This window comes from Sunxiuqinia sp., from assembly GCF_055140945.1.
The window spans coordinates 29,905-48,529 of sequence record NZ_JBSQYS010000037.1; the positions used below are offsets into that span (position 1 = coordinate 29,905).

Sequence of the window (18,625 nt, forward strand, 5' to 3'; positions counted from 1 at the left end):
AAACAATAACATGCAAAATACATCCAATAAAGAAAGAGAAGATATATTAAATGAGGCCAACTCAGCCCGATGGGAATTGGGGCTAAACTTTCATGATACTGTAATTGAATCGATTTACGCCAATGCCTCGCAGATTGCCCGAAAAACAGTAACACAAAAAGGCGAAAAAGAAGCCTATAGCACCGATCTTAAAATTGATAAAATTGTCACAAGCAGATGGCTCGGTTTTCCACTGATGTTTTTGATGCTTGCCACCGTTTTCTGGCTAACTGTAGCTGGAGCCAACTATCCATCCGGTCTTCTTGCATCGCTATTAGTCGACTACATACACCCAATATTAAAGAGTGCAGCGGCATCAATTAACATGCCCTGGTGGCTTGATGGTGTTCTAATTGATGGTGCTTACCTGTCAATGACCTGGGTCATCGCAGTAATGCTGCCCCCAATGGCGATCTTTTTTCCACTATTTACCTTGCTCGAAGATCTTGGTTATCTGCCACGAGTGGCCTTCAATATGGACAACCTGTTCCGCAAAGCCGGAGCACATGGTAAGCAAGCACTATCGATGAGTATGGGATTTGGATGTAACGCCGCCGGAGTGATTGCCACCCGCGTAATCGATAGTCCGCGCGAACGATTGGTAGCCATTATCACCAACAATTTTTCGCTGTGTAATGGTCGCTGGCCCACGCAAATATTAATTGCCTCAATCTTTATCGGAGGACTTGTTCCAGCACAGCTTGCCGGAGTCGTTTCCGCCGGAGCAGTTGTGGGCATAGCGGTTTTTGGAATATTCCTGAGTTTGGTTGTTTCCTGGGGATTGAGCAAATCTGTATTGCGTGGTGAAGCATCCGCTTTTAGTCTGGAGCTTCCTCCCTATCGACCGCCTAGAATATGGCAAACACTTTATACCTCGCTGATCGACCGAACCATATTCGTACTTTGGCGTGCGATCATTTTTGCAATTCCTGCCGGAATTGTTATTTGGCTGGTAGCCAATATTCATATCGGTGAACTCAGTCTGGCCGAACACTTTATTCAGTGGTCCGATCCTTTTGCCATTATATTTGGGTTGAATGGAGTTATTTTACTGGCCTATATCATTGCTATTCCAGCCAACGAAATAGTTATTCCAACAATATTGATGCTAACCGTATTAAGCACAAAACTAACCGGAGGAGCCGGTGATGGAGTTATGTTCGAGCTCGACTCGGTGGGCGACACTGCCAACATATTGCACGCGGGAGGCTGGACTTTGCTTACGGCCGTAAACCTGATGCTTTTCAGCTTGCTGCATAATCCGTGCTCAACAACCATTTATACAATTTTTAAAGAAACCAAAAGTTGGAAATGGACACTTGTTTCAACTTTTCTACCCATTGTTATGGGACTGGTTATTTGCTTTTTCACCACACAAATATGGATGCTATTTGTAGTCGGATAAGGAATTTAACACCTGAAAAAAGAAATGCAGCTCGCCAAATCGAGTTGCATTTCTTTTTTCAGTCCCATATATCAAGTATTTATAAGAATAAAAAGGACATTCTTTCGAATGCCCTTTCTGTTCTTAACCCTATAGCGATTGTCCTTCATAAACACGTGATTCTTCCAACGGAACCAAGTCACCTTCAAAGGTTAGCTGCCCCCGCCTTAAACCTGTTAAGGTTGCCCTTGTGTTTCCTGACGGACTGATTGAAAACCGCAAGTCGTAAATTCCTAGTGGAGTCATCACATTTAAAGCCAAACTAAAAGTTCTCTTTCGCTCATTCTCCTTAAGCTCATATTTTGTAATGGTACCTTTAGCTGTTACTCCACCAACACCATTCGGCCCAATGCGGGAGTTCGAGCCAACCTGAATGACTGTTGTTGCTGAGTCAACTGATACGAAGTTGATGTTGGAACTCGCAAAGACTCGATTTCCATACTTATCCTGTAAAAAATCGGCCTCCAGCACAAAGCTTTTATTCTCCAACATATACTTTGTTAATTCATATTGTTTCTCCATCTCGATCTGCCGTATCTCTTTTTTGGACAGAACCGAGTCCTTGTCATTTTTTTGTGCAAAAATGGTACTCGATACAACAACGCACATGATCAATAAAGCTATCTTTTTCATTATTTTTCCTCCTGTTTTTCTTTTTTCTACTGATCAAATAGCAAGATCTATTCCAGAAGTGCATCGTAAAACATTCTTTAGCACTCTTTAGCAAGAATTAACAAACATGAGAAATAGTCTGATTGCCGAGTGGCTCTCCGTAACAAATATCATTTAGAATAACTCCATTACCGTTATTAGAATATCATCCGTATCTGCTCCCAATTTTGAATATTACAAATTTCAGAATCGAAAAGTAAAAAAGTAACCACGGGGATGAAAAGAATGGCTGGCTTTTCAAATTCAACTACCTACAAGCTAGCTAATTTCTATTATTTAGCTGAAAAATGATAAGTACCGCCTTCCTCAGTGTGTATATCAAATAGCAATGATTTTGGAAGCTCCAGTGGTTTGATGTCCGCCTTTTCGCTAACTAACGGCTTTTTGATCCCAGCCTTTTGATAAAATGGATTAATATTAGGAGTATCTTCTTCAACTGGCTTCAACTCCACATCGCCAGTCAATTCAGTAGCCACTCTTAATCGGCAGTTACCTCCCAGGTCTGAGTAAATTGTTAACAAATCAACCTTGCCATCTTTCCATTTCATATCAACAGTAAATCCTCCCCGGGCTTTTAGCCCTTTGACCTCTCCGTTGAGCCAGTTTGATGGCAATGCGGGTAATACTTGTATAGCTCCATCATGACTTTGGATCAACATTTCGGCAATACCGGAAGTACATCCGAAGTTACCATCAATTTGAAATGGTGGGTGTGCATCAAACAAGTTAGGATAAGTTCCACCTTTTTCACCAATTTTATCGAGCGGTGATGGAGTTAATTGATCGGCAATGAGTTTATAGGCTCGGTTGCCATTCAATAACCGAGCCCAAAGGTTCACTTTCCACCCCATAGACCAACCTGTAGATTTGTCGCCTCGATATTCCAGTGATTTTTTTGCAGCTTGAAATAATTCCGGAGAACTGTACGGAGAAACCTGGTCACTGGGAAATAATCCATACAAATGCGAAACATGACGATGATGGTCATCAGTTCGATCCCAGTCAAACATCCATTCCTGCAACTGGGAATGTTGCCCAATTTGCATCGGCGGTAAACGATCTTTCATACTTTCTACAGTATCAGCAAAAGCTTTATCCTCTCCCAGAACCTCAGCAGCATCAATCAGGTTTGAAAAAACATCAAAAACCAACTGGTTATCCATTGTATTTCCAGCTGCCAATGAAGTCCCTTCAGAATGCCTGTTCTCTGGTGACATAGACGGCACAACAACTAACCAATCGTGTGTTGGCTCAGGTCGTAATACATCCACGTAATAAGTCGCAATGCCTTTCAAAACCGGGTAGTACTCCGCTAAGAACTCTTGATCTCCGGTAAACAAGTAATGTTGCCATACGTGCTGGCTCAACCAGGCACCCCCCATGAGCCACATGCCATAAAAAGCCCCATCAATTGGCCCGTTAATACGCCAAATATCGGTATTGTGGTGCAACATCCATCCTCGGGCATTATACATTTGCCGAGCTGATTCTTTACCTGTTTCGGACAAATCCTTCAACATCGAAAACAACGGATGGTGCATCTCTGAAAGGTTTGTCACCTCTGCGGGCCAGTAATTCATTTCTGTATTAATATTTACAGTGTATTTACTATCCCACGGCGGTGAAAGTTGGTAGTTCCAAATTCCCTGCAAGTTAGCTGGCTGCGTCCCCGGATACGAAGATGAAATCAACAGATAGCGCCCAAACTGGAAATATAGCGAAACCAACTGAGGATCGTCGGCATTTGCAAAGTCACGAATCCGCTGGTCTGTTGGGTTGTTAATTGAATCAGTGACACCGAGATCCAGCTGAACACGATCAAAATACTGACGGTAATTCTCCACGTGCGCTCCTTTGATGGCATCGTAGGTTTTAGCAGCGGCTTTTGACAGGTAGCTTTTTGCGACTTCCTCCGCGTTACCACTCAGGTCTTTGTAGGTCTTAAAATTAGTCCCAATAGAAATGTAAACAGTGGCTGAATTGGCATTCTCAACAGTAAGGGTTGAATCGGTTTGAGTGAGTGTTCCTCCTTCAAGTACCGGATAAAAACGAGCATCAAACTCCACTTTGCCTTTTTTATTCTCTACCGTTTCTCCTTTCCCTGATAAAATCAATGTGCTGTCTTGTGTTATAACCTTATAAGAAGTATGTGGTGTAGTTGTTTTAAGGGTAAAAGTAATCTTCTCTTTTTGACTGGCTGTCATATGCATTGCTATCACTTGATCAACCGGGGTTGAGAGGAATTCTCGTAGGTAGGAGACGCCATCCACAGTGTAACTTACAGAACTGATGGCATTGGCAATATCCAGGTCCCGGTAATAATTGGTTACATTTTCGTGTCCCGGAAATTCAACATACAAATCTCCAACGGTTTGGTATGGCATTCCGTAGTTGTTGTCTTCCGGGGCATGACGCGGGAAACGGGTCATTAATAGCGATTCAGCCTCTTTGTATTTTTTTTCAAACAACAGCTTTCTAACACCGGACAAAACGTCGATGAAGTTTTTGGGAAGGTTATTTCCAGGCTCTCCGGCCCATACAGTTTCTTCATTCAATTGCAAATGCTCAATGGATGGAGTACCATAAATCATCGCTCCCAATCGACCATTACCGACGGGTAAAGCTTCTTCCCATGCCTGGGCTGGTTGATTGTACCAGAGCTTTAATAAATTCGTTTCCGGCTTCTCCGCTTTGGTGCAGGATAAACTGATCGTAATTAGTAATAATAATAGTTTAGCTGTGCTTTTCATCATTTGATATTTTAGTTTCTGGTTTTTCGAAAGGAGTATAAATTAAAACTTGCTAGAGATTGTTCCTTAAAATTAACCCTGCATTCGATATCTCACCAATTGAAATGTGACACAATTAGCCTAAATGAATGCAGTCATCAGGTTTATAAATCTCCCACAATGCTTCTGATATTGATCGATCCAATACTTCAAAAAAAAGAGATCTTCTCATAAAATAGTTTTGAGAGGATCTCTTTTGCATAAAAAATAATCAATACTGTTTTGTACAAAATTAATCGATCACAACAACGTGTTCTGCCAAGTCATTGGGCAACTCTGCAAGTTGTCGTGTCGCTAATTCGGCTACTTTCTTTGCACCTTGAACTCGAAGATGCGTATTATCTTCTCTACCTTCCGGAAATCTCTCAGTAGGTTCGGTCCACAAATAAAGCTCTTTCGAAGGCTCATCGCCCATCGACTGAACCAAGTCTTCCGTTAGCTTTTGCAAGTCAATTAAAGGAACATTAAGCGTCTCTGCTACCTGCCTCATTGCTACAGGATAATCGCCATGCGTATCTATCAACTGTCCATTTTCGTCAAACTTACGGCGAATAATAGAGGTTAGTAAAATTGGAGTCGCACCTTTCTCACGAGTTTCCAACACATACTTTTCCAAATTTTCTGAGTAGCTTTCAAAAGGAATGGTGTATCGTGTGCTGTCCTTAATTTTTTGGTCGTTGTGCCCAAATTGAATCAGAACGAAATCACCTTTCTTCAAGCTATCCAAAATAACTTGCCACCGACCTTCGTCTATAAAACTTTTGGTACTGCGTCCGTTCACCGCGTGATTATGAACCGTAACTAAAGAATCAAAATACTGGCTTACAACTTGTCCCCACCCTGTTTCAGGATAAACTTCGGCCTTTTTATTTGCCATGGTTGAATCGCCAACCATAAAAACATCAATGCTTTTTTCTTTTGTGCTGCATGCCGACAGAACCAATGCAAGCACAACTATTAAAATGGTATTCTTCATCCGTTTTTAATCATTTTATTTTACGCACATCAATATAAACCAGTTGTTACCAATCGTCTACATGTGCAAATTTTTACCTACTCGTTTTCAGTATCTTTTGTTGAAATTTGATTTTAGCATTCAGCCAATTCATTTAAATATTCCTCCAAATTGGTGTATCCATCACCATCGCGATCACCATTTCTATCGGACGCATTTTTAGGATCAAGTTTATTTTTTACTTCCCATTCATCAGGCATGCCATCCCGATCGGTATCCGTTGGTGCCGGCTTTGATTTTAATTCAGGCCAGCCTCCAACTGATTTTTGCGAATCAATAATTCCGGAGTTTGCTCCCCAGCTATCACCAAATTTACAAACGCCGGTTTCTGTTTCCCAAACGATTCGTTGATCAATCGGGTCTCTTTCGGGTTTCGTTGCTCCTGCGTATTTCAATACCAACCGGTACGCCTCTTCAGCATCCTGCGTACTAACAGGTGCAAACGGCACGGGTTCTTCTAATCGGGCTTCGTGGATAACTTCATCACTAGCTTTTTGAACTCCCTTGGTCCAATTATCGGCGGTAACCTCAGGAAAACCTTCTACATAATTTCCCTCAATATAAAACTTGCCAGCTCCCAAAGTATCTGCATTTTCTTTGCCTTTATTTTTGATGTACTCATGCGTTAAACTTAGGATACGATGTGGTAGCTCGCCATTTCTTTTTGTAGCCGGACCTGCCTTATAATAGTTATTCACCATGTTGTAGTTGCCCTCTTCGCCACCGTAAACATTTTGAAAGCCCCAGTTGAAAATCACATTATTTCTGAAATCAGTATATTCGGTTTCAGGAGTAGTATCAAACCGGGCACCATTAAAACGTGGCAGTCGGCTGGTGTGACTGGCAATTAAATTATGATGAAATGAGGCTCCTGTTCCACCCCAAATTCCACCATAACCGTGCTTGCCTTTTTTGTGTCCCGAATCATACAAGCTCTCACTTACAATACACCACTGAACCGTTAAGCTCTTGTTGTCGTAAAAAGACATTGTCTCATCAATCGACCAACTTAAGGAGCAATGATCGATAATGATATCCTCCTTGCGCTTACCATTCATGGCATCCTGTGCACTACTTTGTAATGTTTCGTCGCCACATCGAAAACGCAGATGACGAATAATCACATCGCTTGAACTAACCGAAAAAGCATAATTTTTCACGCAGATTCCATCTCCCGGCGCTGTTTGTCCGGCGATGGTCACATGTCCGTGGCTAACTTTTAAAGGAGCGTTGAGTGCAATTGTTCCGGAAACAGCAAAAACGATGGTTCGCCTGCCATCCAACTCAAGTGCCCAACGCAGTGAGCCTTCTTGAGGACTATCAGGATTATCAGTCAGCTTGTCTACGATATAAACATCGCCACCGCGTCCACCTTTTGTATAGCGCCCAAAGCCTTCAGCTCCGGGAAATGCCAACTGCTGTGCCTGCACAAAAAATGGAAAAAACAGAATGATTAGAATTAGTTTTTGCATAATTCAACGTCTTGAAATTACTTACTAACCTTCACCTCACTACTATTCACTTCCTTATCGAGAACCAATACTTCATCGACATTTATATCCGACACTATCTTAATTTCCACATTCTCGGTCTTTGCTCCACTCACTGAAATCATGGGTTGATCAGCTTTCGGAATTTCAAGCCCTGAAATTCTCACATCTTTCACATTATAAAAATTAAGAGCAGGTTGCACCTTTGTCTTTAAGTGAAGATTTTTCACCGTAATGCCTTTTGCATCCATGCATAGCAAGCCATTTTCTGCTTCCATCGTTAGGTTTTCCAACAAAACATTCTCCAGATTCATTTCAGGAAGACCCTGTAAATAAATCGCCTGATGAGCACCTTTGCATCGAATATTTTTTATCGTGATATCTTTAAACTGAGGAGTTTCTTCCGTTACCGGAGGGATAACTTCCTCTATTTTTTCATTATCCTTGTCTGCCAACATTTCAGAAACCGATTTGCCTCCATAATATAAGTTGAACGAAATCGCATTGGTCGGAATATCAATCATATCGACATCTGAAATATAGATTCCTTCAACAACACCGCCGCGCCCACGGGTACTTTTAAAACGCAAACCAACATCAGTCCCCATAAAAGTACATCCTGAAACGTGCAGGTTTTTTACGCCTCCGGACATCTCGCTTCCAACAGTTACACCACCATGTCCATGATAAACAATGCAATTCTTAACCACCATATTTTCATTGGCAATTCCACGTTCACGTCCATCTTCATCTTTTCCTGATTTGATGCAAATTGCGTCATCGCCCACATCAAAAGAAGAGTCGTACAACACCGTGTTTTTGCATGACTCAACATCTATACCATCACCGTTTTGCGAGTACCATGGGTTGCGGACATCAATATTGCGGACCGTCAAGTTCTCGCACATTAGCGGGTGAATATTCCAGGCCGGAGAGTTTTGAAAAACAGGTCCGTCAAGCAATACCTTGTTACAATTTACCAGGCTCACCATCACCGGACGCATAAAATCTTTAATCTTATTGTAATCCTCAATGTTATCATATTTCTGAACCACATTCATATCGGCCATCTCAACTGCGTCAAGATATTGCTGAGAAGGATACCAGATGCGTCCGTCTTTATCGACAACGCCACCTGACTTGACAAACTCGTTCCATTGTTTATCTGTCAATTTCGACCGCTTAACAGGACGCCAGGCATCGCCTGAACCATCAATCACACCAGTTCCTGTAATAGCAATATTCTCCAGATCATTCCCTGAAATCGGAGACTGACAACGTACGGTATTCAGTCCTTCAAAACTGGTTTCAACCAACGGATAAAGATCTTTATTCGTGCTGAAAATAATCAACGCACCATCTTCCAAATGAAGATTGATGTTACTCTTTAATACGACTGGTCCGGTCAGCCAAATTCCGCGAGGAACAGATACTATTCCGCCACCTTTTTCAGCAACTTCGTCAATCGCATCAGCGAATGCTTTGGTATTTAATACTTGGCCATCACCAACTGCACCATATTCTGTAATCGATGCTGAATAATCTGGGAAACTTGGTTCAATGACCGTTGGCATTTCAAATTCAACTCCCTCATAAATATCAATTGATTTTTCGACTTTAGGTTGCTGTGCTGTACAAGCGACAGCGACAAATAACAACAGGTATAAATGCGTTGTAAAAAATCTAGCTAGCTTTTTCATTCTATTATGTATTTATTGTTTTCCTATTTTTTTCATTTCTTCATAAACCAATCGAGCCACTTCTTTTGCTCCTTCTGGTTGAAAGTGCGTATTATCATCCTGTCCATCTGGATAGGCTTCGTAAACGTCGGCAGGTAAGTTCATGAAATAATTTTTTGATACGTACTCTTTCCCTTTTTCAGAAAAAGAATCCATTGATCGTTGATTCAAGTCAATCAACAAAACATCCATTTCATCACCAACCGCTTTCATCGCATCAGGGTAATCTCCATGAACGTTTTGAAGGTGGCCATCTTCCCAGGGATAGTTTCGGGCAACGGGAGTTACTAATATTGGAGTACCTCCTTTTTCGCGTGTTTGATTGATAAACAAGCGTAAAAACTCTTTGTAGCCCTCAATATTAACATATCGCGCGGGCTTGCTTTCCGCTGCATCATTATGTCCAAACTGCATCAAGACCAAATCGCCGACTTGCATTTCGTTATAAACAGCTCGCCAGCGTCCTTCCTGAAAAAAAGTACGAGTGCTGCGCCCACCCTTGGCTCGGTCGTCAACAAGCAAACTGTCGGCATCAGTCAATTGTCTGATTTGGATAATGCTGTCTGTTGACATAAATGGCTGAAATACCTGCCCCCAACCGGTAATTGGATGTCGTTTCGACTGGTAATCTTCTTCTAAAGCATAATTGGCAACCGTTGAATCTCCAATCAACCAAACCTTGCTTACTTTTTCTTTAGGTTCCTCTTGCTTGTCGGTACATGATTTTAGGATTGGTGACAATCCTAAAATCAGCATCAGAGCAATTGCACAATATTTACCTAGTTTTTGCTGCATGAATTATTTCTTAAGCTCGTCAATTCTAAACCAGTCGATGTCAACGGTACCCGAATCATTGATGATTCCATCGCGAAGCGCGAAATAGCCAATTTTTGCACCAATCCAACGACCAGGAACTGCAGAGAAATCCTCTCCAACTTCCTTAAATTTCTTTCCGTTCTTACTGATACTAAAACTGCAAACAGCTCCTTCTTTTACTTTAATTCGGAAATAAACGGTATTGCTATCAAAATCGTCGCTATACAGTTCTTTTTCGACACCTCCTGTGCGGGCATTTTCGCAATTTACCACTCGGGCCATCAGCTTTTCGCCAACCTGCTTTAAGGAAATGTATTGATAGTTTTCACCCATCACAACAAACCCGACTTCCTCGCCATCAAATCGGTGATTGAAGGTCAGTTTGGTCGTTGCCATGAATTCTTCCGCCGGAAATTTTTGTAATAATAAATTCGGAATAGGCCAAAGACTTACATAATTCTCAGGGCGAGGTTTGCAGTTTAACCTGTAATACCCCAAATTACCTGATGGGTAACCAAATTTAAGTTTCGGATTAGCATGCCATTGCCATTGAATTCCCAACTTATGTGTATTAAATTCATCGTTTTCGGGCGGAGTTACAATTGGGTAAGTACCACCAACGTCGGGTTTTTTGTACGATGCAACAGGCTCACCGATTCCATTGCCATCCTGATCAACTCCCATCACAGGCCAATCGTTTTCCCAACTCATGGGTTGCAAGTGCACAATACGTCCGTAGGCTTCTTTATCCTGAAAATGGATGAACCAATCTTCGCCAGTTTGGGTATCTACCCAAGCTCCTTGATGAGGGCCATTAATATCTGTTTCTCCTTGCTCTAAAACAACTTTCTCTTCGTAAGGACCATAAATATTTTTTGAGCGTAATATCAACTGCCAACCAGTTGAAACACCTCCGGCTGGAGCAAAAATATAGTAGTAACCGTTTCGTTTGTAAAATTTAGGCCCTTCAACTGTTGGATGAGCTTCGTGACCATCAATTAACATGACATCATTGCCTATCAATTGTGTTCCATCAGGGGTCATTTCACTCAGCATCAATACACTTTTTACAGTCGCTCTGCTTCCTGCAAATGCATATACCAAATAAGCTTTCCCATCGTCGTCCCAAAGCGGTGATGGATCAATCAGGCCTTTGCCTCCACGTACTAAAACAGGCTCAGACCATTGACCGGCCGGATCTTCAGCTTTTGTCATATAAATTCCAAAGTCAGGATCAGGATAGTAAATGTAGTACTCGCCTTCGTGATAACGGATACAGGGAGCCCACACGCCATTGCCGTGTTGTGGTTTATCAAACACATCAAAGGGTGGTTGTTTAGGTAAAGCATAATTAATCAATTCCCAATTCACCAAATCTTTAGAATGCAAAATCGGTAAGCCGGGAACACAATTAAACGACGATGCAGTCATATAAAAATCGTCGCCAACCCGCACAGCATCCGGATCAGAATAATCGGCATGAAGAATGGGATTTTTATACGTTCCATCGCCGTTATCGGCTACCCATACGTTTGAAATATACTGTTTTGAAACATCTCCTTTTTGTGCTAACACAGGATTCAACATGCCTACAAGACATGCGATAATTAGTAATTGTAGTTTATTAAGCTTCATGTTCTATTTAGTTTGTTAATTTATCTCCGTTTTTCAACAAATGCTTTTCCGGGCATCCACCCATCAAAAATATTCTCTAACGTATAATTGGCTCTTTGCTCTTTTGTTAGTTGTGGCGCCCACGCTACACGTTTTTCTGAATTAGCACCCTCACCTGTATTTTGGTATTCAACGTAAGTTGATTTTTTTTCTGCTTCTTCTTTTCCCCAATTATGCCAACCTTCTTCTTTAATCACTTCGCTCAGTTCACATTCAATAAAAGCAGTTTTTGCATAGGGTCTCCAGGGACGGCCCAGATAAACGGAGCCTGCCGGAGCATCGCCTGTGATTTTACAATGCAAAAAGACAAAGCCAAAGGGCGTTTCTTCCAAGGTTGACGCGGCCGTCACATAGCCTGGGGATTTACAAAAGATTTCGCAATCTTCGAAGACAGCTGTTGACCAACCAAAAATAAAATCGACCGTACCCTCAATGTAACAGTTTTTGTAGTATTGACGACTATTTTCTCCTTGCGGGTACAGGGTGTCCTGATTTCCCAAAAAACGACAATTATTAAAGAAAATGCGATCGCCGGTAACCCGAACAGCAACCGCCTGACCAACTAACCCGGCTGAATTTTCGAAGGTGATATTTTCGGCATTAAAGTCGTTGCCAAACACATAAAAGCCAGACGAACCGGTTGTTCCCATTTCTTCTCCAAAACAATTTTCTTTGGAAGCATAATCATCGTTTGTAATAAGGGTGTTCTCAACACTTTCACCGATAAAAGTGACCTTGTTTTTAGAAGTCGGCAAAATCAATTTTTCTTTGTAAACACCGTTTTTGATAAAGATGGTCGTTCTCTCTTTCCGAAAATGAGGAACAGCATCAATGGCTTCCTGAACAGTGGTAAAATCGCCTGATCCATCTTTCGAAACTACAAAATCAAATTGCTGCCCAACATTGGCAAAACCAAATGTATTTAGTAGAATAAAAAGTACCAGTAGCCCGTAGTTTTTTAATTGCATGTTTTCTATATTTTGATCGTTCAGGTCTGTCTTCTAATGTCGCAGAGTTTTTGATTCACCTAAAAAAGTGACAATACGATAAAAAAAAGTGTATTGTCACTCTGAAACAAATTCAAAATGACAATACTTTTCAACCCTTTTGATCTCTTAATTCATTATTTGCTGATTTCCAGGCTGGCCAAGATAAATGGACCGACGCCTTTTGGATCGTTATCACGAATAGGCTCGCTAATGTAATACTCAAAAGAGGCATCACGATACGGATCGCCGCCAAGTCCTGCTACAGAACAAACATCGGTTAGGCTAATCGTGCCATTTTCATTTTCTTTAATGAAGTTATCCAAAATGCCAGCGTATCCTTTTTCGGCTACCTCACGATATTCTTCGTCAATATATCCTACTCGAGTGGCTTTAGCCAATGCATAAACAAACATGCTTGAAGCAGACGATTCCAGGTAGTTTCCTTCCCGGTCTCCCTGATCCAACACCTGATACCAAAGACCTGTTTCTTCGTCCTGCCACTTTTTCAAACCGGCTGCTACTTCTTGCAATATCTCAACTACTTGGTGTTTTTCAGGATGATCTTCAGGAATAAAACCTAAAGCATCAACCAGAGCTGCAGCGTACCATCCCATTGCACGTCCCCAGAAATGAGGAGAACATCCGGTTTCCGGATCTGCCCAACGCTGCTCTTTGCTTTCATCCCAGCCGTGGTAGTTCAATCCAACGATTGAATCATAGGTATGCTTGTGTACGGTGACGAATTGATTGATCACATCATCAAATGCTGCCGGCTCGTCGAACACTTTTCCAAACTCGGCATAAAACGGAGCTCCCATATACAAACCATCCAGCCACATTTGATGAGGGTATCTTTTTTTGTGCCAAAACCCACCTTCCGAAGTACGTGGGTGATCCTCCAATTGATCGCGTAATATGAAAATAGTCTTTTTGTAGCGCTCATCGCCTGTCTTTTCATATAGATCAAACAAGAATTTACCAGAGTTAATTTTATCAATATTAAAATCACTCTTTTTATAACCTTTTATTTCACCATCTTCGTTAATAAACTGATCTGCATATCCTTTGGCATATTCGTAATAAGTAGGATCACCCGTTTCTTCAGACAATTCGACCATGGCTGAAGAAACCAGCCCGGCAGTATAACTCCATTTTCCTTCAGGTCTAAAATCTACGGTTGAAGCTTCCGGGAAGTGAACCATCTCGGAGTCGGCCATACGAACGGCCATTTTAATCGCTGTTGAGTCTGCAACGATTTCGTCAGACTCCTTTTCTTTTTTTTCGGTTGTTGTACATTGGCTGAAGGCAAAGCCAATCAGTGCCAGAATCAGATAAGCATGTTTAATTTTTGTCAGGTACATTTTGTTTTATTTTTTAGAGGCATAAACAAACTTAGGGAGGAGTCTTATTTTAAAAAATAATATTCACAAGAATAACCAATGCGACAACCAGCCCGATCACAACGATCGTTATGGTCCAGGAATTTCTTTTCAGATCTTTTCGCATTTTATCCATAAGTTTTGATGCCTGTTATTAAGCTTACCAAAAATAAGACGATAATCTCACACTCGGTTTATATTAATTCCCAAAAAGAATAGGCCTCAATATCAAAGAGGGAAATACATACCAAATAGCGGGGTCTATTTTCCCACACACCACTCGCGCACCTATAAAACAACTGGCAACCAACAAAATACAAACAAACGCTACAAATACGACTTTGGCTTTTCATCCTGTGGCAAACAAGCTATTGAAAAAGAAAAACTGGATTTAATCGATTGTCGTATTGAAATTAGAGTGGCCCGACCTAATTCAGTTTTTTTTGCTTGTATTCTGTCGCATTCATGCCGTAAGTCTGGCGGAAGCATTTCCGGAAGTGTGACAGATCTTTAAAACCAACGGCGTAAGCTATTTCACTGACGGTCATTTTTTCCTGTAGCAGTAATTGAGTGGCTCGCTTCAAGCGAATACTTCTTATAAATTCTTTGACTGTCATATCCGTCAATGCATTCAACTTACGGTACAATTGCATACGGCTGACACCAACTTCCTGAGCAAAACGCTCAATATCCAGATCGGTGTCAGCAATATTGTTTTCGACCACTTCAACTGCTTTCTGCAGAAATTTTTCTTCGGGCGAAGAAATGATGATATTTTTAGGCTGAAGTGTTATTTCACCAGAGTATTTCTGTTTTAGTGAATCGCGAATCGAAAGCATATTTTCAATTTTTGTTTGCAAAATAGCCAGATCAAAAGGCTTGGTGATATAATCATCCGCGCCACTCGACAATCCTTTTATTTCGTGATCTTTTGAATGAAGCGCGGTTAAAAGCAATACCGGAATGTGCGATGTACGCTCATCTTTCTTTACCTTTTTACAAAACTCGTAGCCATCAATGTCGGGCATCAGCACATCACTAACAATCACATCGGGTACCTGTTCCAATGCCATCTTCCAGCCAATTCGGCCATCAGCAGCCTCAAACACCTGAAACCTGGAGTCAAAATGACTCCTGATCAATTTCCTCACATCAGGATTATCATCAACGACCAACATGATGCGACTATTCAAATGCTCGGGCTCACGAACCAAATTCGATTCATTTACGGCTTCCATCTCAGAATATTTCAGCGCTTCTGTTTTATGAGGCGCTTCCGCTAACTCGTCTTTTACATGGGGCAGCCGAATGGTAAACTTACTGCCCTTGCCGGGTTTACTCTCGACATATATTTTTCCATGATGAAGCTTCACCAGTTCCTTCACATACGACAAACCAATTCCGGCTCCTGTTTGCACCTCCTTTTCATTGGCCTGAAAAAAACGGTTAAATATTTTGGACGCATTGGTTTGCGAAATTCCCTGCCCGGTATCGCGAACAGTAATTTCAATAAATTCCTTATCAGGGTTTTCCGATGCCAAATCCTCCTCATTCGTATCAAAAACCAAAGACAAATTCACCGTGATCTGACCATCTTTTCCGGTAAATTTGAATGCGTTCGAAAGCAAGTTATTGATCATCTTCTCAAGCTTATCGGCATCAAAGCGTGCAGTCAAGCTCTTTTTTAAGGAATTGAATTTTAGCTGAATGTCCTTCTCTGTGGCATATCCCTGAAAAGACTCCACAATTTTTGCAATAAAACTTACAATATCTCCCTGCACAAGCTCCAGTTTCAAGTTTCCGGATTCAAGCTTCCGAAAATCCAGTAGCTGATTGACCAAACGATCAAGCTGTTTCGCATTTCGGTGCATCATTTCAAGGTTGGTACCAACTTCCGGCGTAGTCATTTTTTGCTTAATTAACTTTTCGAGTGGCGCAAGAATCAAGGTTAGCGGTGTTCTTATTTCGTGCGATACATTGGTGAAAAACTTCAACTTGAGCATATCCAGCTCATGCAATTTGCGAGCTTTCATTCGTTCCAAAATCAATTCACTTTTAATCTTTTCACGATAAAGGAAGAATTGGATCAACAAATAAATCAGCACACAAATGATTAAAATAATCAAACTACGGAACCAAATAGTTTTCCAAAAAGGCGGCAAAATGGTAACCATCAGACTCAACTCACTTTCAAGTTCAATCTCACCCGGAACAACTCGCTTAACATGGAGTATATAATCGTCTGGATTCAAATTGGTATAGGTGGCTGTTCGGTTTTGACTAGGCTCGTTCCAATCTTTATCAAAACCTTCTAAATAATAGCTGTATAAATTATTTTGGCTATTCACGTAGTTCAATGCTGCAAACTCAAGTGTAAACACGTTTTGCTCGTAGGGTAAAACCAAATGCTTAGTCTCTGAAATGCTTTTCTTAAGCACTCCTTTGTCGCTGTTTATTGGAACTTTCTTGTTAAATATCCGCAGATCAGTTAAAACTAAGGGAACATCGCCATCTTCCAGCTTCACTTCTTTCGGGTTGAAGATATTAAAGCCTGAAACTCCACCAAAAAGTAACCGTCCATCCTCAGCTTTGTACGCAGCCCCATAAGAAAATTGATTGCTTCTCAGTCCGTCCTTACTTGTAAAGTTTTGAAAAGTCTCCCGTTCAGGATCAAACTTCGACAAACCGTTTGAGGTGCTAACCCACAATTTTCCGCTGTTATCTTCTAAAACACACAAAGCCTGATCATTCGATAAACCATCTTCTGCATCGTAGTATTGTAAAGCCCCGGTTACACTTGAATACTGTGCAATTCCCTGATCTAAAGTAGTAAGCCAATAACGACCTTTCGAGTCCTCAACAAAAGCCCTTGAATGCTCACTAAAACGAGTTACTTTCTTGCTTTCAGGATCATAAATACCAACCATATCAGATGTTCCAAACCAAATACGGCGAAAGGAGTCCATCTCCATCCAGTTTACCTGCTCCTGCCCTGCCAATTGAGGATAGTGAATAAACTCGTCATTCTGCGAATCGTATCTGTCAATTCCGGCTGATGTACCTACCCACATATTTCCATTGTGGTCCAGTAGAAAGTCCCAAATTTTATTATCCGAAATACTCCCTTCGTTTGATGGATTGGCATCGAAATGCCGGACAACTTTCTTCGTTTTCAGGTTTACCACATCAACTCCTCCAAGGAAAGTCCCTACCCAGAGATTTCCTTTCTTATCTTCCTGAAATGCCTTAATACAGTCTCTTGAAATCGATTTTGGATCATCAACGCTGGCTCTCAGATAGCTGTAGTTTTCTTTCTGCGGATGATAAATATTAATACCTCCATCCTCAGTTCCAACCCAAATATTCTGCTCCCTGTCAATCCAAAATGCATAAACAATACTACTATTCAAATACTTATTACCATCGTCGGATGGATGTGGAATATAATTTTCAAATACCTGTTTATTTTTTGCCAACAAATTCAATCCTCCGCGCGTTCCAATCCATGCTTCACCACGATTATCGTGAATAATGTCCAATACCGAATTGTTGATCAAACTAGCTGACTCCCGCTCATCATTGTGATAATAAGCAGCTACTCCATCGTTTTTAGTATAAACAAAAATTCCTCCACGCGTGCCAATCCAGTAGTTGCCGTGGGCTCCTTGTGAAATTGAACGAACCGTCTTAGTTCGTTCAAACGACGACTCCAAATCAACAGATTCTATTTTTTTTGACTCCGAATCGACGACAAAAACACCGTTGGAGTAGGTGCCAATCCACATATCCCCATTTTTATCCTGAAAAAGCTCCCAAATTTCATCGCGCCCCGTTCCTGCTAACGGCAAATTCAACTTCTCAAAAGTTTGCTGCCGGGTGTTAATCAGAAAAACGCTCTCGTTGGTACCAGCCCAAAGCATTCCATTCTGATCAAATTCAATCACACGTACAAACGCCTCATTCTTATCTTGTGAATCTTCGGGAGCAAGCGACAGGCGAGAAACAGTACCAAACGTATCAATAATTAAAATATCGTGATTGGTTGCCAACCATAAATTTCCGGCGGCATCTTGCTCAATATCATTAACAGACATGTCTTCGCCACTGAAATGGAGCTTGTTTTCGTAGGGACGATAAAAGATTTCTAACTCCCTGTCGAACACATTCAACCCTCCATTTTCGGTGCCAATCAAAAGACGCCCTCTATTGTCTTCAAAAATAACCCTCACCAAATTTCCGTTCAGGCTTGTTGTATCATCATCAGAATGCACAAAGTTTACAAACTCATATCCATCAAAACGACTCAATCCCTGGCTGGTGCCAATCCACATCCATCCATTATGATCCTGATAAATTGTCTGTATCAAATTATTAGGCAGGCCGCTTTCCTGAGTAAATGAGTCGAAACTTACTTCGTTGCTCGCAGCAAAACCCGCCGAAAAATAGAGGAGCCCCCACAAAACAATAAACAGTGTTTTCGCAAACCGCTCCATTTGTGATATTGTTCGTTGAAAATATTGCACAATCCGTTCTTTCATTCTCTTTTCCATGCCACTTAACTAGGGCAAAATAATGCTTA

The 18,625-nt window shown here is 41.3% G+C and carries 11 protein-coding genes; 1 reads left to right on the forward strand and 10 read right to left on the reverse strand.

The genetic code is table 11. The features are described 5' to 3' along the window. The first annotated feature begins 10 nt into the window (after positions 1-10). A complete protein-coding gene (locus tag ACTB00_RS15595; protein WP_463300847.1) occupies positions 11-1,444 on the forward strand; it encodes a nucleoside recognition domain-containing protein in 1,434 nt (477 codons plus the stop codon). Positions 1,445-1,573: 129 nt separating this feature from the next. Here the strand turns inward: ACTB00_RS15595 and ACTB00_RS15600 are convergent, their stop codons facing one another. The 10 genes from ACTB00_RS15600 to ACTB00_RS15645 all read right to left on the reverse strand — a co-directional run bounded on the left by ACTB00_RS15600 (position 1,574) and on the right by ACTB00_RS15645 (position 18,596). Next, the gene (locus tag ACTB00_RS15600) at positions 1,574-2,116 is read right to left on the reverse strand and encodes a DUF4251 domain-containing protein (protein ID WP_463300848.1); all 543 of its coding nucleotides are present in this window, start codon (positions 2,114-2,116) and stop codon (positions 1,574-1,576) included. Between the two features lie 311 nt (positions 2,117-2,427). Then, a complete protein-coding gene (locus ACTB00_RS15605; RefSeq protein ID WP_463300849.1) occupies positions 2,428-4,908 on the reverse strand; it encodes a glycoside hydrolase family 95 protein in 2,481 nt (826 codons plus the stop codon). 268 nt (positions 4,909-5,176) lie between these two features. Continuing rightward, a complete protein-coding gene (locus tag ACTB00_RS15610; RefSeq protein WP_463300850.1) occupies positions 5,177-5,920 on the reverse strand; it encodes a rhamnogalacturonan acetylesterase in 744 nt (247 codons plus the stop codon). Positions 5,921-6,033: 113 nt separating this feature from the next. Next, a complete protein-coding gene (locus ACTB00_RS15615) occupies positions 6,034-7,431 on the reverse strand; it encodes a pectate lyase family protein (RefSeq protein ID WP_463300851.1) in 1,398 nt (465 codons plus the stop codon). A 17-nt stretch (positions 7,432-7,448) separates the two neighbouring features. Further along, on the reverse strand, positions 7,449-9,149 hold the full coding sequence (locus ACTB00_RS15620; protein ID WP_463300852.1) for a glycoside hydrolase family 28 protein: 1,701 nt from the start codon (positions 9,147-9,149) through the stop codon (positions 7,449-7,451). A 12-nt stretch (positions 9,150-9,161) separates the two neighbouring features. Then, entirely contained in the window at positions 9,162-9,983 is an 822-nt protein-coding gene (locus ACTB00_RS15625) for a rhamnogalacturonan acetylesterase (protein WP_463300853.1), read from the reverse strand. Between the two features lie 3 nt (positions 9,984-9,986). After that, positions 9,987-11,639 carry a glycoside hydrolase family 43 protein gene (locus ACTB00_RS15630; RefSeq protein WP_463300854.1) on the reverse strand — a complete coding sequence of 551 codons (1,653 nt, stop codon included), beginning with the start codon at positions 11,637-11,639 and terminating at the stop codon, positions 9,987-9,989. A gap of 20 nt (positions 11,640-11,659) precedes the next feature. Continuing rightward, a complete protein-coding gene (locus ACTB00_RS15635) occupies positions 11,660-12,646 on the reverse strand; it encodes a pectinesterase family protein (protein ID WP_463300855.1) in 987 nt (328 codons plus the stop codon). Positions 12,647-12,801: 155 nt separating this feature from the next. After that, complete coding sequence (locus ACTB00_RS15640; protein ID WP_463300856.1) at positions 12,802-14,028, reverse strand: glycoside hydrolase family 88/105 protein; 1,227 nt, start codon at positions 14,026-14,028, stop codon at positions 12,802-12,804. A gap of 446 nt (positions 14,029-14,474) precedes the next feature. Further along, entirely contained in the window at positions 14,475-18,596 is a 4,122-nt protein-coding gene (locus ACTB00_RS15645; RefSeq protein ID WP_463300857.1) for a hybrid sensor histidine kinase/response regulator transcription factor, read from the reverse strand. Between the last annotated feature and the right edge of the window lie 29 nt (positions 18,597-18,625).

Coding starts and splice junctions, on each gene's coding strand:
- ACTB00_RS15595 (WP_463300847.1), top strand. CDS start 11: ATGCAAAATACATCCAATAAAGAAAGAGAAGATATATTAAATGAGGCC.
- ACTB00_RS15600 (WP_463300848.1), bottom strand. CDS start 2,116: ATGAAAAAGATAGCTTTATTGATCATGTGCGTTGTTGTATCGAGTACC.
- ACTB00_RS15605 (WP_463300849.1), bottom strand. CDS start 4,908: ATGATGAAAAGCACAGCTAAACTATTATTATTACTAATTACGATCAGT.
- ACTB00_RS15610 (WP_463300850.1), bottom strand. CDS start 5,920: ATGAAGAATACCATTTTAATAGTTGTGCTTGCATTGGTTCTGTCGGCA.
- ACTB00_RS15615 (WP_463300851.1), bottom strand. CDS start 7,431: ATGCAAAAACTAATTCTAATCATTCTGTTTTTTCCATTTTTTGTGCAG.
- ACTB00_RS15620 (WP_463300852.1), bottom strand. CDS start 9,149: ATGAAAAAGCTAGCTAGATTTTTTACAACGCATTTATACCTGTTGTTA.
- ACTB00_RS15625 (WP_463300853.1), bottom strand. CDS start 9,983: ATGCAGCAAAAACTAGGTAAATATTGTGCAATTGCTCTGATGCTGATT.
- ACTB00_RS15630 (WP_463300854.1), bottom strand. CDS start 11,639: ATGAAGCTTAATAAACTACAATTACTAATTATCGCATGTCTTGTAGGC.
- ACTB00_RS15635 (WP_463300855.1), bottom strand. CDS start 12,646: ATGCAATTAAAAAACTACGGGCTACTGGTACTTTTTATTCTACTAAAT.
- ACTB00_RS15640 (WP_463300856.1), bottom strand. CDS start 14,028: ATGTACCTGACAAAAATTAAACATGCTTATCTGATTCTGGCACTGATT.
- ACTB00_RS15645 (WP_463300857.1), bottom strand. CDS start 18,596: ATGGAAAAGAGAATGAAAGAACGGATTGTGCAATATTTTCAACGAACA.